We start from the raw sequence: 15,892 nt of genomic DNA on the forward strand, positions 1-15,892 counted from the left end.
GCCCGAAGGATCGGGTCAGGGCCCGCGGTCCGCGCCGGGCGACGAGTGAGAGGAACCCTGATGTCCCCGCACCGAACGGCCCGGCTGCCCGCCGGCCGCCGCGGCAAGTACGCCGTCCTCGTCCTCTGGCTGGCGCTGCTCGCGGTCGCCGGGCCGCTCGCGCTGAAGCTGGGCGAGACGCAGGACAACTCGACACTCGGCGCGTTGCCGCCCGGCGTCGAGAGCAGCCGCGCCGCACAGCGGGCCGAAGCCGCCTTCCCCGAGTCCCGCCGGCAGTTGGCCGTCGCCGTGTACGTCCGCGACACCGGCCTCACCGCCGCCGACCGGGCCCGGGTCGACGCCGACCGGACGGCCTTCGCCGGGTACGCCGACGGCGGCGCGGTCTCCGCGCCGGCGCCGAGCGCGGACGGCCGGGCGCTGCTGTTCTCGCTCCCGGTCACCCTCGACGAGGAGCGACGCGCCGACGCGGTACGCGCCATGAAGGACCGGCTCGCCGACGCGGCGCCCGGCCTGCGGACCGCGCTGACCGGCGACGCGGTCGCCGAGAGCGACGTCTGGGACGCGTTCGACGGGATGGACGGCGCGTTGCTGCTGGCCACCGCCGTCACCGTCGCCCTGCTCCTGCTCGTCACCTACCGCAGCCCGGTGCTGTGGCTGGTGCCGCTGCTCGCGGTCGGCGTCGCCAACCAGCTCGCCGGCGCCACCGTCTACCTGCTGGCCCGGCACGCCGGCCTGGCGGTGGACTTCCAGAGCCAGACCATCCTCACCGTGCTGGTCTTCGGCGTCGGCGTGGACTACGCCCTGCTGCTCATCGCCCGCTACCGCGAGGAGCTGCGCCGGCACGCCGACCGGCACGCCGCGATGGCGGTGGCGCTGCGCCGGTCGTACGGCGCGGTCTGCGCCTCCGCGGCGACTGTCGCGCTCGGGCTGCTCTGCCTCGTCGCGGCGGACCTGCCCGCCACCCGCGGCCTCGGACCGGTCGGCGCGGTCGGCATCGTGGCCGCGTTGCTGGCGATGACCACGCTGCTGCCGGCGGTGCTCGTGGTGTGCGGGCGGTGGCTGTTCTGGCCGTTCGTGCCGCGCCACACGCCCGGCGCGGACGAGCGCGACCTCGGCGCCGACCACGGGGTGTGGCAGCGGATCGCCGGCCTGGTCGGTCGCCGGCCGCGCCCGGTCTGGGTGGGCACCGCCGTCGCCCTGGTCGCGTTGACCCTCGGGATCGGCAATCTCACCCTGGGCCTGCCCGACGACGAGTCGTTCACCACCGAGGTCGGCTCGGTCGCCGGTCAGCGGCTGGTCGCCGCCCACTATCCGGGCGGGTCGGTCGCGCCGGTCGAGGTGCTGGCCGCCGCCGGCACGGCCGACCTGGTCACGGGTGCGGTCCGCGCGGTGCCGGGCGTCGCGGAGGTGGGCGGTCCGCAGCGGTCCGCCGACGGTCGTTGGGTACGCGTCACCGCGGTGCTCGCCGCCGCCCCGGACAGCGCCGCGGCCCGGGACACGGTGGGCCGGCTGCGCACCGCCGTGCACGCGGTGCCCGGGTCGCAGGCGCTCGTCGGCGGGCGCACCGCGACGCTGCTCGACGAGCGACGCACGGTGGACCGGGACAACCGGGTGGTCATCCCGCTGGTGCTCGCCGTGGTCCTGGTGATCCTGATGCTCCTGCTGCGCGCGCTCGTCGCGCCGCTGCTGCTGATGGCGAGCGTGGTGCTGTCGTACGCGGCGGCGATGGGCGCCGCCGGGCTGCTGCTCGACGCGTTGGGGCACCCGCGGCTGTTCGTCGGCGTGCCGTTGCAGGCGTTCCTGTTCCTGGTCGCCCTCGGCGTGGACTACACGATCTTCCTGATGACCCGGGCCCGGGAGGAGACCGCGTCGATCGGGCACCGGCCCGGGACGCTGCGGGCGCTCACTGTCACCGGCGGCGTGATCACCAGCGCCGGGGTGGTGCTGGCGGCCACCTTCGGCGCCCTGCTGGTGCTGCCGCTGGTGCCGTCGGTGCAGATGGGGGTGATCGTGGCGGTCGGGATCCTGCTCGACACGCTCCTGGTTCGCAGCCTGCTGATTCCGGCGCTGACCCTGGATCTGGGCGTGCGTGTCTGGTGGCCGGGACGGCCGTCGCGTCGCACGGCCGAGCGTCAGGAGGAGGCCCCGCCCACCGTGGCGAGGAGAGAAGCGGCCCCCGCCTGACACGTCGCCGCCGACGAGCCCGCGCCGTCCGCCCGGAGTGCCACGACCTCGCCCTCGGGGCGGGACGCGGTTCGGGGGCGGGCGGGCGGCGCGCTCGACGTGTCCGGACGGAAGCGGCGCACGGGTGAGGCGGAGACCTGACGACGGTGACCGGTGCACCGCTCGGGCGCCGGTCAGCCGGCGAGCAGCGTGGCCATCCGCTCCGCCTGGGTCTCCCAGCGCCACTCCCGCTCGACCCAGGCCCGGCCGGCCGCGCCGAGCTGGCGGGCGAGGTCGCGGTCGGCGAGCAGGGTCGCCACCCGGTCGGCGAGCTGGGCGACGTCCCGGCCCCGGACCACGTACCCGGTCTCCCCCTCGCGGACCGCGTCCGGCGCGCCACCGGAGTCGCCCGCCACCACCGGCAGCCCGGTCGCGCTCGCCTCCAGGTAGACGATGCCGAGGCCCTCCACGTCCAGCCCACGGTTGCGGGTGCGGCAGGGCATCGCGTAGACGTCGCCGGCGGCGTAGTGCGCGGGCAGTTCGGCGCTGGGCACCGAGCCGGTGAAGACCACGTCCCGCTCCACCCCGGCCTGCCGGGCCAGCTTCTCCAGGGTGGCCCGGTAGGGCCCGCCGCCGACCACCAGCAGCGCGGCGTCCGGCACCCGGCGGCGGATCTCCGGCAACGCCCGGATCAGCGCGTCCTGCCCCTTGCGCGGCACCAGTCGCGACACGCACACCACCACCGGCCGGTCGGCGAGGCCGAGCCGCGCCCGGACCGGCTCGCCGTCGACGCCGGGATGGTAGGTCTCCACGTCGACGCCGGGCGCGAGGCGGCGCAGCTCGGTCAGCCCGTCCAACGCCCGGGCCAGCCGCACCCGGGTGTACTCGCCGAGGTAGGTGGTCACGTCCACGCCCCGGCCGATGCGTCGCAGCGCGGACCGGGCGCCGGGCAACGCGGCCCACCCGACCTCGTGCCCGTGCGTCAGCGCCACCGCCCGGCGGATCCCGGCCCGGCGGCGCAGCCCCGACGCGAGCAACCCCAGCGGCGCCGCCGCGCCGAACCACACCGTGTCGCAGTCGTACGCCCGGGCCAGCCGGGCCGCCCGACGGGCGACCAGCGGCGTGGGCAGCAGCACCCGGGTGCGTTCCCGGACCACCTCGAGCGGCTGGTCGGCGTCGAACTTCTCCGCGTCCCGCCAGCTCGACGCGTAGACCACCACCGAGCCGGGCGGCTGGCGCACCGCGAGGTTGTGCACGAAGGACTGGATGCCGCCGGGGCGGGGCGGGAAGTCGTTGGTGATCAGCAAGGTGCGGCTCATCGGCCGTGCTCCCTGGCGTAGGCGCGGGCGGCGGCCATCCGCTCCACGGTGGACGGGTGGGACGCCGACCACAGGTACTCCCAGCGCGGCGGGTCGGGGTCGGCCAGGTTCACCCCGGCCAGCCGGCGCTGCATCGCCTCGAACGTCGCCGGGTCGCCGGTGAGCGCCAGCGCGTGCGCGTCGGCCCGGGCCTCCACCCGTCGGGAGACAAGCGCCTGCACCGGGGTGGCCACCAGCCCGACCACCGTGACCAGCGCGACGAGCAGCGGGAACGCCCGCGGCTGGGCGATGGAGTCGACGCCGGCCAGCCGCAGCAGCGGGGCCCAGGAGCCGACCAGGTACAGCGCCACCACCGCGGCGGCGGCGCCGAGCGCGCCGATCAGCGTGCCGGTCCAGACGTCGCGGTCCTTGGCGTGCCCCAGCTCGTGGGCGACCACGCTTGTCACCTCCGCCGGTTCCGCCTCGCGCAGCAGCGTGTCGTAGACCACCACCCGCCGGGTCGGCCCGAGCCCGGAGACGTAGGCGTTCACCGCCCGGGTCCGCCGGGACGCGTCGGCGACCAGCACGTCGCGGACCGGGACCCCGTCCCGGGCGGCCATCGTGGTCAGCTCGGTACGCAGCGGGCCCGGCTCCATCGGGGTGAACCTGTTGAACACCGGTTCGACGAGCACCGGCAGCACGAACGACAGGGTCACCACCAGGGCGGCGGCGCCGACCGCGCCGTACGCCCACCACCACCGGGGGGCGAGCCGGACCACCGAGTAGAAGGCGAGCAGGACGAGCGCGCCGATGACCGCGCTGACCGCGTACGACTTGAGCAGGTCGACCGTCCAGCCGCCCCAGCCCTGGGTGCTCAGCCCGTAGCGGACCAGCACGGTGCGCCGCCAGGCCGCGAACGGCAGGGTGAGCAGATCGGCGAGGAGCATGACGCCCAACCCGCCGAGCACGGCCTGGGCCACCCAGTGCCCGCCGAAGGGCCGGCCGGCCAGCTCGACCAGACGCCCGCCCAGGGGGGTGAGCCCGAGCAGCAGCGCCACCACCAGACCGACCACGAGCGCCGACCAGCCGGCCGGGCGCAACGCGCCGCCGAACGCCCGGCCTCGGGCCACCTGCTCGACCGGCAGCGCCCGCAACGCGGCGAGCTGGTCGGCGCGGGGCGCCGGCGGCCGGCTCCACGGCACCAGCAGCGCCACGGTGACGACGAGCGCCACCGCCAGCCCGGCCAGGGTCAGCAGCGCCCAGCCGCGCGGGCTCACCACCCCACCCCGCCGTCGCCACCCGTCCGCGTCATGCCGCTCCCCTCCCGCTGTGACCGCCCATCCTATGGCCCGGGCGCGGCGGGACGGCCCGGTGCCCGGGCGGCGGGGTCAGGCCACCCGGCGGCGGGTGGCGCGGCGGGGTGCGGGGGCGGATGCGGGGGTGGCCGCCGGTGGCAGCACCTCCACGTCGAAGCCGGCCCGGGCGAACACCTCGATCGCCCGGTGCTCGGCCGGGCCCAGGTCGGCCGCCGGGGACTCGGGGTCGAGCAGCGCGGTCACCAGGCACCCGGCGCAGCCGGCGCCGCGGATGCCGCAGCCGTCGCAGTCGATGAGCATGAACGCCTCCTGACACGGTCGCCGGTGGCGGTCGGGGAAGGGACCACCACCGTCGGTCACCGCAAGGCTATGCGTCGGGTACGACAGAACCGGACAACGAGGCAGCACCCACCCCGAAAACGATCATCCAGTCACCAGTCCGCCGAAGCGGCGCGAGCGGGTCAGGAGCGGGCGAGCCGGCGCAGCAGCGAGTCGGCGCCCAGCGGGTACGCGCCGTGCCGGCGCACCCCGTCGGCGACCTCGCGGTCCGACGAGACGACCACCACCGGGCGGCCGGCCGGTTCGGCGCGGACCAGCCGCCGGATCAGCTCGTCCGCGGTCTCGCCCTTGCGGGAGAAGAGCACCCGCACGCCGCGCGGCGCCGGCGGCAGCCCGTGGATCCGCTCGGCGCCGTCGAAGACCACCGTGACCTCGTCCCCGGTCTGCGCCGCGATCCCGCCCAACCCGGTGATCAGCCGCTTGCGCTGCTGCTCCAGCGACATCTCCCCGAAGCCGCGCTTGGTGACGTTGTAGCCGTCCACCACCAGGTGCGCCCGGGGCAGCGCGAGGAGCTGGTCGAGCCGGGCCGGGTCGTCGGTGTCGCGAGCCCGGGTCGCCGGTCCGGCCTGGGCGGCGCCCGGCTGGTCGGCGAACGCGTCGGCGACGAAGTCCGCCGGCAGCGTGTCCACCGGGTCGAGTGCCAGCTCCCGGCGTAACCCGACCGCGGCCTGGCCGATCGTCTCCAGCAGCAGCCACAGCCGGGCGTCGTCGACGGAGCGGGCCTCCTTGGCGCTGGCCCGGGCCAGCCCGGCGGCGGCCTCCGCCTCGGCCAGCCGGGCCCGGGCGCGGCGCAGCTCGGCGTCCGCGTCGGCCGCCGCGCGGGCCGCCCGGCCCCGTTCGGTGGCCAGCAGCTCGGTGGCCCGGCGCTCCCGGGCCTGGGTCTCCCGCAGGGTACGGGCCAACTGCCGGGCCTCCTCGCGGAGCTGGCCCAGCTCCTCGCGGACCCGGGCCAGCTCGTCGCGGAGCTTCTCGGCCTCGACCCGGGCCACCGCCCGGTCGTGCTCGGCGCGGGTGGCCCGCTGCTCGGCCTCCCGGACCAGCTCGGCCACGACCGCGCTGTCCGCCTCGGCGCGCACCGCCTCGCCGCTGGCCTCGATCAGCTCCCGCCAGCCCCGGGGCCGGGCCAGGTAGGCCAGCGCGGCCACCTCGACCGGGTCGGCGGCAGCCGGCGCGGTGCCCTCGACCACCGCCGCGCCGAGGTCACCGGCGTCGGCCAGCACCCGGGCGGTGACCCGCTGCCGGAACAGCGGGTCGGCGGTGAGCTGGGCGGCGATCACCGGAGCGCCGAGCCGGGCGCGGCGGTTGGGGGCGAACTTGGCGACCCGGCGCAGCGGCACCGGCACCTCGTCGGCGGGCAGGCCGGGCAGGACCGCGGCGGTCAGCGTGACGATCCGCTGGCGGACCGGCTCGGGGAGCGTGGGCTCGGGCTCGGGCGGCGACGGGTCCTCACCGGGCTCGGGCGCGCCGACCACCGGCTCCTCCGCGGAGGAGCGGTCGTCGTGCGGCTCGGTGAGGGGCATGTGGCAAGTCTCCCACCCCGAACGGGCCCACCGCCCGGTGAGTGAGCCGATCTCTCATCGTACCCCCGTGGTATCACTGGGGCCGGAGTGACGCGAGTGTCGGACCGTGCCGCTACCGTCCCGCTGGTGACGGGAACGGAGTACGTCCAGGAGTCGCTGGCCGGTCTGGACCGGGCGGCGGGCAGCGGCGTCGACCCCGCGCTGCCGCTCTACGCGACCACCTTCGTGGTGGTCGACCTGGAGACCACCGGCGGCGCGCCGGACGGCGGCGGGATCACCGAGATCGGCGCGGTGAAGGTCCGCGGCGGCGAGGAGCTGGGCGTGCTCGCCACGCTGGTCAACCCGGGCGTGCCGATCCCGCCGTTCATCACCGTGCTGACCGGGATCACCCAGGCGATGCTGGTGCCCGCCCCGCCGATCGAGCAGGTGCTGCCGAGCTTCCTGGAGTTCCTCACCGACGCCGTGCTGGTCGCCCACAACGCCCCCTACGACGTGGGCTTCCTCAAGGCCGCCTGCGCGAAGCACGGCTACCGCTGGCCCAACCCGCGGGTGCTGGACACCGCCGCGCTGGCCCGGCGGGTGCTCACCCGCGACGAGGTGCCCAACCGCAAGCTGGGCACGCTGGCCGGCTACTTCCGCACCGCCACCCAGCCCACCCACCGGGCGCTCGACGACGCCAAGGCCACCGTCGACGTGCTGCACGGGCTGATCAGCCGCCTGGGCGGGCACCGGGTCGACACGATCGGCGAGGCGATCGAGTTCGCCCGGGCGGTCACCCCGACCCAGCGCCGCAAGCGGCACCTCGCCGAGGGGCTGCCGAAGGTGCCCGGCGTCTACATCTTCCGGGCCGCCGACGACCGACCGCTCTACGTCGGCACGTCCGTCGACATCGCCACCCGGGTGCGCAGCTACTTCACCGCCGGCGAGAAACGGGCCCGGATCTCCGAGATGCTGGCCGCCGCCGAGCGGGTGGAGGCGGTCGAGTGCGCCCACTCGCTGGAGGCCGAGGTCCGCGAGCTGCGGCTGATCGCCGCGCACGCCCCGCCGTACAATCGCCGGTCGAAATACCCGGAGCGCCAGGTCTGGCTGAAGCTCACCGACGAGGCGTACCCCCGGTTGTCGGTCGTCCGCGACCTCGGCCCCACCGACACCGCCTACCTCGGCCCGTTCCGGTCCAAACAGGCCGCGGAGCTGGCCGCCGCCGGCTTCCACGACGCGGTGCCGCTGCGTCAGTGCACCCACCGGCTCTCCCGGCGCACCACCATGCCGGCCTGCGCGCTGGCCGAGCTGGGCCGCTGCCCGGCGCCCTGCGAGCACCGGATCACCCCGGAGGAGTACGAACACGCCGCCGCCACCCCGTTCCGCACCGCCACCCGCGACGATCCCGCCGTGGTGGTCGACGCCCTGCTCGCCCGGATCGAGGTGCTGTCCGCCGCCCAGCGCTACGAGGAGGCGGCGGTGGCGCGGGGCCGGCTGGTGGCGGTGCTGCGCGCGGCGGTCCGGATGCAGCGCCTGGCGGCGTTGACCGGCATCGCCGAGCTGGCCGCCGCCCGGCCCGCCGCCCGGGGCGGCTGGGAGCTGGCGCTGGTCCGACACGGGCGGCTCGCCGGGGCCGGCGTGTCGCCACCCGGTGTCCACCCACGACCGACCATCGCGGCGATCCGGGCCACCGCCGAGACGGTGCTGCCCGGGCACGGTCCGGTGCCGGCGGCCACCGCCGAGGAGACCGAGCGGATCCTGTCCTGGTTGGAACGGCCGGAGACGCGGCTGGTCGAGAGCACCGCCGGGTGGGCCTCGCCGGTGGCCGGCGCGGGGCGCTTCCGCGACCTGCTGGCGAAGGCCGAGAACGGCGGATCCCACCAACTCTCGACCGAACGCTCATGACCAAGTGTCCGATCGGACGACGCCGACTCCCTTAGGCTGTTGAAGAAGTACAGCACTGCCCGATTCGCGGGTCTGCTCCCGGTCACCGGCCCCGGTGACCGCGGGCCGGGTGAGGAGGTGTCCCAGGTGGACGTCGACGCCGGACACGGCGCCGCCCTGGGCGGCGCCCTTCCGAACCAGGGCGAGCTACCGCTCACCCGCCGGCTGCGTTCACTGCTCACCTGGCCCACCGCCGACGGCGACCCGGTCACCGCGCTGGTCCGCGCCCATCGTGGCATCCATGCCAGCGCCGACGTCTCGGTGCTGCGCCGGGCGTACACGATCGCCGAGAACATGCACCGCGGCCAGTTCCGCAAGAGCGGCGAGCCCTACATCACCCACCCGTTCGCGGTGGCGCAGATCTGCGCCGACCTCGGCATGGACACCACCACGCTGGTCGCCGCGCTGCTGCACGACACGGTGGAGGACACCCGCTACACGCTCCAGGCGCTCCAGGAGGACTTCGGCCGCGAGGTGGCCCACCTGGTCGACGGCGTGACCAAGTTCGACAAGGCGTTCTACGGCAAGGCCGCCGAGGCGGAGACCGTCCGCAAGATGATCGTGGCGGCCGGCAAGGACGTCCGGGTGCTGGTCATCAAGCTGGCCGACCGGCTGCACAACATGCGGACGCTCGGCGTCCGCTCCGCCGCCTCGCGGGAGCGGATCGCCCGCAAGACCCTCGACGTGCTGGTCCCGCTCTGCGACCGGCTGGGCATCCAGACGCTCAAACGCGAGCTGGACGACGTGGTGCTGTTGCACCTGCGGCCCGAGGAGCACGCGCGGATCGCCCGGTTCGTGCACGACCGGCCCGGCTGGGACGCCTACCTCGCCGACGTGGTGGCCCGCACCCGGGCGGCGCTGCGCCGCAGCCGGGTGGACGCCGACGTCTCCCCCCGCCCGCGGCACCTCTACTCGATCTGGAAGGACACCGTCGCCGGTGGCCACGCCGCCCCGTACGACCTGCCCCGCATCGCCATCGTGGTGGACGGCCCGGCGACCGACTGCTACGCCGCGCTGGGCGCCGTGCACGGGCTCTGGCGACCGGTTCCGGGCCGCTTCAAGGACTTCATCGCCTCCCCGAAGAACAACCTCTACCGGTCGCTGCACACCAGCGTCTGCGGCCCGCAGGACCGCACGGTCGAGGTGCTGATCCGCACCACCGAGATGCACCGCTCCGCGGAGTACGGCGTGGCCGCCCACTACCGCTTCCCGCGCGCCGCCGGCCGGGCCGCCGACCGGACGGACGAGCTGTCCTGGCTGCGCCGGGTGCTCGACTGGGAGCAGGACACGGTCGACCCGACCCAGTTCATGGCGTCGCTGCGCTGTGACCTGTCGGAGGCGCAGATCCAGGTGGTCGCCGACGGTCGCCAGTTGGTGCTGCCGGCCGGGGCCACCCCGGTCGACCTCGCGTACGAGCTGGGCACCGAACGCGGCGACCACTGCCTCGCCGCCCGGATCAACGGCCGGCTGGCCCCGCTCTCCTCCGAACTGGAGGAGGGCGACGTGGTGGAGATCTTCACCGAGAGCGACGCGGAGAGCGGCTTCGAGGCCGACGTCGCGCCCCGCGGTCCGCGCCGGGAGTGGTTGGGCTTCGTCAAGTCCCCACACGCCCAGATGCAGATCAACAGGTGGTTCGCCGAGCACACCGAGCCGGGCATCTCGATCGCCGACAAGGTCCGGCTCGGCCGCGCCTCGGTCGGCCTGGCGCTGCGCAAGCACAACCGGGGCCTGGCCAGCGACCTACCCCTGCTGCGGCTCTCCGAGGAACTGGGCTACCCCGACCTGGAGACGCTGCTGGTCGCGGTCTTCGACCGCTCGGTCGAGCCGGACGCGGTGGTCCAGCAGCTCATCGACCTGGTCGACCACCGGCAGTGAGGTGAAGGGCCTTCGCCCCCGCCGACCCGCCGGCCACTAGCCTGAACGCATGATCCCCCGCGCGCGTGCCACCGGACGGGCCTTCGGCTACCGCCTCTTCTACCGGTTGCCGGTCCCGCTGCGGCGGCGGCTGGTCCGGCTGGCCGTGCCGAAGTACATCGTCGGTGCGGTCACGCTGGTCCGGGACGCGGAGGCCGGCGGCGCGGGACGGATCCTGCTGCTGCGCCAACCTCCCGGCCACAGTTGGAGCCTCCCCGCCGGCCTCCTGCAACGCGGTGAGCCCCCGGTGGTCGGCGCCGCCCGGGAGCTGCACGAGGAGTCCGGCGTCCGGCTCTCCCCCGACCGGCTCCGGCCCGCGGTGCCGAACGCGGTGGTGCACGCCAAGGGCTGGGTGGACGTGGTCTTCGAGGTGACGGTGCCGGCGTCGAGCACCACGCTGAAGGTGGACGGGGCCGAGGTGTTGGAGGCCGCCTGGCACCCGCTCGACGATCTGCCCCGGCTCAGCCGCGCCACCGCCAACCTGCTGGCCCACTACGGCATCGGCCCGCGCGCCGGCGAGGTCCCGCCGGCGACGCCACCGAGCGCGTGAGCGCACCGGTCCCCGACTCGTCCGGCCCGGCACGCGGGGTCGAGGTGTGCGCGGTGGTGCTGGCGGCCGGCGCCGGCACCCGGTTGCGCCCGCTCACCGAGCGGGTGCCCAAGGCGCTCTGCCCGGTCGGCAACGTGCCGCTGCTCGACCGGGCCCTGGCCCGGCTCGCCGGCCTCGGCCTGACCGGCCCCGAGCTGGTCGCGGTGAACGCCTGCTACCTGGGCGACCAGGTGACCGCGTGGGTCGGCGACCGGGCCCACCTCTCCGTCGAACCGGGCGAACCGCTGGGCACCGCCGGCGGCGTCGGCCGGCTGCGCGACTGGATCGCCGGGCGGGGCGTGCTGGTCGCCAACGCCGACGCGTACCTGGCCGACCCGGCGGCGCCACCCGGCCCCGACGTGGCCGCGCTGTGCGACGGCTGGGACGGGCGGAGCGTACGCCTGCTCGGTCGGCCGGCGGACGACCCGGCCGCCCCCGGCACCTTCGCCGGCCACCGCTTCGCCGGTCTGTCGCTGCTGCCCTGGCGGCTGGTCCGGGACCTGCCGGCCACGTTCGACGAGCTGGTCCGGGCGGTGTGGCGGCCGGCGGAGGCGGCCGGGGCGCTGACCGTGGTCCGCTACCGGGGGACGTTCTACGACACCGGCACCCCGGCCGACTACCTGGCCGCCAACCTGCACGCCGCCGGTCCGGCCGGGCTGGTCGACCCGTCCGCGACGGTGGACGGACCGGTCACCCGCTCGGTGGTCGGCGCCGGCGCGCGGGTCCACGGCGCGGTCGACCGGTCGGTGATCTGGCCGGGCGCGACGGTCGCCGCCGGGGAACGCCTCGACGGCGTGATCCGGGCCGGCGCCGACCTGACCGTCCCGGCCGCGCGGTGACCGGCGTGGGCTCTAGCATGGGGCTCGTCGCCGACGAACGGAGAAACGTCCCGTGATCACCGCGATCGTGCTGATCGACTGCGCCACCGACTCCATCCCCGAGGTGGCCGAGAACCTGGCCGCCCTGCCCGGCGTCAGCGAGGTCTACTCGGTGGCCGGGCACGTCGACCTGATCGCCATGGTCCGGGTCCGCGAGTTCGAGCAGATCGCCCAGGTCATCGCCGGGAGCATCTCCAAGGTGCCCGGTGTCCTCAACACCGAGTCGCACATCGCGTTCCGGGCCTACTCGCAGCACGACCTGGAGGAGGCGTTCGCGATCGGGCTGGCCAGCGCCGACTGAGACGCCGGTGGCCGGCCCACCCCGGCGAGGGGCGGACCGGCCACCGCCGGTCGTGCGGTCGGGTCAGCTCTGCGCGGGCGCCGGGGTCTCCGTGGTGCCCGGAGCGGGCTCCTCGGTCCCGGTGCCGCCCGGCGCGGACGACTCGGTGCCGCCCGGTGCCGGCGACGTGGTGCCGCCCGGGCTGGGCGTGCCGCTGGCGCTGGTCTGCGGCACCGGGACACCCAGCGTCTGGGCCAGCGCCACCAGCGCGTCGTAGTGCGCCTGCAGGACCGGCAGCGCGTCCTGGGCGAGCTGCACCACCGACTGCTCGGAGCCCTGCGAGATCTCCGTCTGGGTGGCCTGGATGGCCTGGACGTGGCCGGCGAGCTGGGCGGTCACCCACGCCTTGTCGAACTGGGCCCCGTTGAGCCCGTTCAGCTTGTCGAGGACCTTCTGCTGGTCGGCGGTCGGGTCGGCCGGCAACTGCACGTTGAGCTGCTGCGCGGTTGACTTGACCGTCTGGTCCAGTTGGGTGTGGTCCGTGACGAACATCTTGCCCAGGTCCTTGACCTGCTGGTTCTGGCCCTTCTGCTGGGCCAGGTTACCGGCGGTGATCTCGAACAGGTTGACCTGGTGCACCGCCTGCAGATACTGGGTGTCCTGCGTCGACGGCTGCGCCGCGGCCTGAGCCGCGGTGGCGGGCGCCAGCCCCACGACCACCAGCGCAGCCAGCAAACCCAGGCGTTTGATTCCCCACATGCGTTCCTCCCCCATGAGACGTCGGACCGCACGGATACCCGGCTGACCGGGGTTATTCCTGCGATTCCACTCGTCCGGGGCGCCCCGATCCGCCGATCGGGGCGGAGAAACGGACGTGGCGCCCGCCGGAGGAATCCGGCGGGCGCCACGGTCAGTCGTACCCGGAAGGGTCAGCGTCGGCTCTCGCCGCTGCCGACCTCCTCCCGCTCTCCTCGGGGCTCGACCGGCGAGTGGCCCGGCGAGACCGGCGCCTCGGCCGGCTTCTCGATCGGGTAGAAGAAGCCCCGGATGGCGGGCCCGAGGGCACCGAGCCGGTTCATCTTCTTGGGCACCACCCAGCCGACGTAGTCCAGCGCCGGCGCGTGGCCGTCGTGCCCGTCCGCCGACGTGAGCGGCTGGTGGACCTCGACGAACCGGCCGTCGGGCAGCCGCTTGATGATGCCGGTCTCCACGCCGTGGGCCAGCACCTCCCGGTCGTGCTGCTGGAGACCCAGGCAGATCCGGTAGGTGACGTAGTAGGCCAGCGGCGGGATGACCAGCAGGCCGACCCGGCCGGCCCACGTCATCGCGTTCAAACTGATGTGGAACTTGTCGGCGATCACGTCGTTGCCGCCGGAGAGCGTCAGCACGACGTAGAAGGCGACCGCCATCGCGCCCACCGCGGTCCGGGCCGGCACGTCCCGGGGCCGCTGGAGCAGGTTGTGGTGCTTGTAGTCCTTGAGGCGGCGGGCCTCCAGGAACGGGTACATCGTCGACAGGCCCACCAGGATGCCGGGGAGCACGACCGTCGGCCAGAACAGCGGCGGGATGACGTACCCGTTGCCGATCGGGATGTGGATCTCCCAGCCCGGCATGAGTCGGGTCGAGCCGTCGAGGAACATGACGTACCAGTCGGGCTGGCTGGCCGCCGAGACCACCCACGCCTCGTACGGGCCGAAGTACCAGATCGGGTTGATCTGGAAGAGGCCACCCATCAGCGCGATCACGCCGAAGACGACCATGAAGAAGCCGCCCTGCTTGAGCGCGTAGCGCGGGAACATCCGCTCGCCGACCACGTTCTCGTTGGTCCGGCCGGGGCCGGGCCACTGGGTGTGCTTCTGCTTGAACACCAGGCCCAGGTGCACGCTGATCAGCGCCACCAGCAGGCCCGGGATGAGCAGCACGTGGGCGATGAAGAAGCGGCTGATGATGATCATGCCGGGGAACTCGCCGCCGAAGATCGACGAGCTGACCCAGGAACCCACCACCGGGATCGACAGGATGATGCCGGAGGCGATCCGCAGGCCGGTGCCGGAGAGGCCGTCGTCGGGCAGCGAGTAGCCGGTGAAGCCGGCCAGGAAGCCGACCCAGAACAGCAGCGAGCCGATGATCCAGTTGGTCTCACGCGGCTTGCGGAACGCGCCGGTGAAGAAGACCCGGAGCATGTGCACCACGATCGCGGCCATGAACAGCAGGGCCGCCCAGTGGTGCATCTGCCGCATGATCAGACCGCCCCGGACGTCGAACGAGATGTCCAGGCTGGAGGCGTACGCGGCCGACATCGGGGTGCCCCGCAGCGGCGCGTAGCTGCCGTCGTAGGTCACCTCGGTCATCGCCGGCTCGTAGAAGAAGGTCAGGAACACACCGGTCAGCAGCAGGACGATGAACGAGAACAGCGCGATCTCGCCGAGCAGGAAGGACCAGTGGTCGGGGAAGACCTTGTTCAGCAGCTTGCGCAGCGGCGTGGCGACCTGGAAACGGTCGTCCACCGCCCCGGCGGTCTTGGCCGGCAGCGCGGCCGCATCGAACTTTCGGCGCTTCATGGCCGCTCCCAGAAGTCGGGACCGATGGTCTCGGTGTAGTCGGACCTCGCCACGAAGAAGCCTTCCTCGTCCACCTCGATCGGCAGCTGCGGCAGCGGCCGGTTCGCCGGGCCGAAGATCGGCTTGGCGTTGTCGGTGATGAGGAACTGGGACTGGTGGCAGGGGCAGAGCAGCCGGTTGGTCTGCTGCTCGTAGAGGCTGGCCGGGCAACCGGCGTGCGTGCAGATCTTGGAGAACGCGACGTAGTTGCCCCACATGAAGTCGCCACGGCCCTTGCGTTCGTTGGCCGCGCGCGACTTCTGCGCGTCGTCCTCGCGCAGGTGGATCAGCAGGGTCGGGGAGTCGGCGTGCCGGTTGCTGACGCCGCCCTCGATGCCCGGGAACACGGTGAGCTGGCCGCCGACGCTGACGTCCGCCGGGCGGATCGGCCGGCCGTCCTCGCGGATCAGCCGGATCTTCTCACCGCCCTCGGCCGGCGCGAAGCCGGTGGTGAACATCTGGTTGTTCTTGTGCGGCTGCTCGATCAGGCCACCGATCAGCGGCGCCGCGGCGACCGCGCCGACCGGCGCCAGGCCGGCCAGCAGCGAGATGCCGAGCAGCGGACGCCGCTTCACGCCCAGCTCGTCGGCCAGGTAGAGCATGGTCTCGCCGGTGATCTTGCGATCCTCCGGGTTGCCGCCCTGGTCGTGCCGGTCCTGGATCGAGACCTCCTTGGGCAGCAGCTTCTTGCCCCAGGTCAGGATGCCGAAGCCGACGCCGAGCAGGGCCAGGCCCAGGGTCAGGCCGAGCAGCGGCGTGTAGAGCTTGTCGCCGCCGCGACCGGCCTCCCACTGCCACGGCCACCAGATGTAGATCACCAGGAAGGCGGTGGCGGCGACGCCGGTCAGCAGGAACATCAACGCGACCGTACGGGTCAGCCGGCGCTCCGCCTTGCTGCCCGGGACGACCTGCTCCTCGTAGTGGACGATCTCGATGTCGTCCCGCCGGGCGCCCTCCTGGACGATGTCGAACCGGGAGAGTCGGGGGTCGTACACGTCGACCGGCTCCGGACCCTGCGGGGCCTGGTGCTCGGTGTGGGTGCTCATGCCGTCACCTCGCTACGCGTGGCGCC

At 74.4% G+C, this 15,892-nt stretch carries 13 protein-coding genes; 6 read left to right on the forward strand and 7 right to left on the reverse strand.

The features are described 5' to 3' along the window. The first annotated feature begins 60 nt into the window (after positions 1-60). Positions 61-2,184: an MMPL family transporter gene (locus tag ACZ6O5_RS22845; RefSeq protein WP_465979863.1), complete on the forward strand. Its 2,124-nt coding sequence runs from the start codon at positions 61-63 to the stop codon at positions 2,182-2,184. Between the two features lie 173 nt (positions 2,185-2,357). Here the strand turns inward: ACZ6O5_RS22845 and ACZ6O5_RS22850 are convergent, their stop codons facing one another. The 4 genes from ACZ6O5_RS22850 to ACZ6O5_RS22865 all read right to left on the reverse strand — a co-directional run bounded on the left by ACZ6O5_RS22850 (position 2,358) and on the right by ACZ6O5_RS22865 (position 6,636). Next, a complete protein-coding gene (locus ACZ6O5_RS22850) occupies positions 2,358-3,482 on the reverse strand; it encodes a glycosyltransferase family 4 protein (RefSeq protein ID WP_465979864.1) in 1,125 nt (374 codons plus the stop codon). Further along, the gene (locus ACZ6O5_RS22855; RefSeq protein WP_465979865.1) at positions 3,479-4,738 is read right to left on the reverse strand and encodes a M48 family metallopeptidase; all 1,260 of its coding nucleotides are present in this window, start codon (positions 4,736-4,738) and stop codon (positions 3,479-3,481) included. The genes ACZ6O5_RS22850 and ACZ6O5_RS22855 overlap by 4 nt, the downstream gene beginning before the upstream one ends. Before the next feature lie 111 nt (positions 4,739-4,849). Further along, positions 4,850-5,077 (reverse strand): hypothetical protein, encoded by a 228-nt coding sequence (locus tag ACZ6O5_RS22860; protein ID WP_425787706.1) that lies wholly within the window; start codon positions 5,075-5,077, stop codon positions 4,850-4,852. Between the two features lie 161 nt (positions 5,078-5,238). Beyond that, on the reverse strand, positions 5,239-6,636 hold the full coding sequence (locus ACZ6O5_RS22865) for an NYN domain-containing protein (RefSeq protein WP_465979866.1): 1,398 nt from the start codon (positions 6,634-6,636) through the stop codon (positions 5,239-5,241). A gap of 126 nt (positions 6,637-6,762) precedes the next feature. Between ACZ6O5_RS22865 and ACZ6O5_RS22870 the strand changes: the two genes are divergently transcribed. The 5 genes from ACZ6O5_RS22870 (at position 6,763) to ACZ6O5_RS22890 (ending at position 12,241) form a co-directional block, all read left to right on the forward strand. Further along, entirely contained in the window at positions 6,763-8,520 is a 1,758-nt protein-coding gene (locus ACZ6O5_RS22870; protein WP_465979867.1) for a DEDD exonuclease domain-containing protein, read from the forward strand. A 126-nt stretch (positions 8,521-8,646) separates the two neighbouring features. Next, the gene (locus tag ACZ6O5_RS22875) at positions 8,647-10,434 is read left to right on the forward strand and encodes a RelA/SpoT family protein (protein WP_465979868.1); all 1,788 of its coding nucleotides are present in this window, start codon (positions 8,647-8,649) and stop codon (positions 10,432-10,434) included. Between the two features lie 49 nt (positions 10,435-10,483). Continuing rightward, positions 10,484-11,023, forward strand: coding sequence for an NUDIX hydrolase (locus ACZ6O5_RS22880; protein WP_465979869.1), 540 nt, complete (start codon positions 10,484-10,486; stop codon positions 11,021-11,023). After that, a complete protein-coding gene (locus ACZ6O5_RS22885) occupies positions 11,020-11,901 on the forward strand; it encodes a sugar phosphate nucleotidyltransferase (RefSeq protein WP_465979870.1) in 882 nt (293 codons plus the stop codon). Before ACZ6O5_RS22880 ends, ACZ6O5_RS22885 begins: the two co-directional genes overlap by 4 nt. A gap of 52 nt (positions 11,902-11,953) precedes the next feature. Then, complete coding sequence (locus tag ACZ6O5_RS22890; RefSeq protein ID WP_107159942.1) at positions 11,954-12,241, forward strand: Lrp/AsnC family transcriptional regulator; 288 nt, start codon at positions 11,954-11,956, stop codon at positions 12,239-12,241. A gap of 63 nt (positions 12,242-12,304) precedes the next feature. On the opposite strand, the gene ACZ6O5_RS22895 is transcribed toward ACZ6O5_RS22890, so the two are convergent. The 3 genes from ACZ6O5_RS22895 to qcrA form a co-directional block, all read right to left on the reverse strand. Beyond that, a complete protein-coding gene (locus tag ACZ6O5_RS22895; RefSeq protein WP_465979871.1) occupies positions 12,305-12,979 on the reverse strand; it encodes a DUF4142 domain-containing protein in 675 nt (224 codons plus the stop codon). A 170-nt stretch (positions 12,980-13,149) separates the two neighbouring features. Then, positions 13,150-14,781, reverse strand: a complete 1,632-nt coding sequence (gene qcrB / locus ACZ6O5_RS22900; protein ID WP_465979872.1) for a cytochrome bc1 complex cytochrome b subunit — start codon at positions 14,779-14,781, stop codon at positions 13,150-13,152. Continuing rightward, positions 14,778-15,866, reverse strand: a complete 1,089-nt coding sequence (qcrA, locus tag ACZ6O5_RS22905) for a cytochrome bc1 complex Rieske iron-sulfur subunit (protein ID WP_465979873.1) — start codon at positions 15,864-15,866, stop codon at positions 14,778-14,780. The genes qcrB and qcrA overlap by 4 nt, the downstream gene beginning before the upstream one ends. Between the last annotated feature and the right edge of the window lie 26 nt (positions 15,867-15,892).

Source organism: Micromonospora sp. NPDC049201, assembly GCF_055586805.1.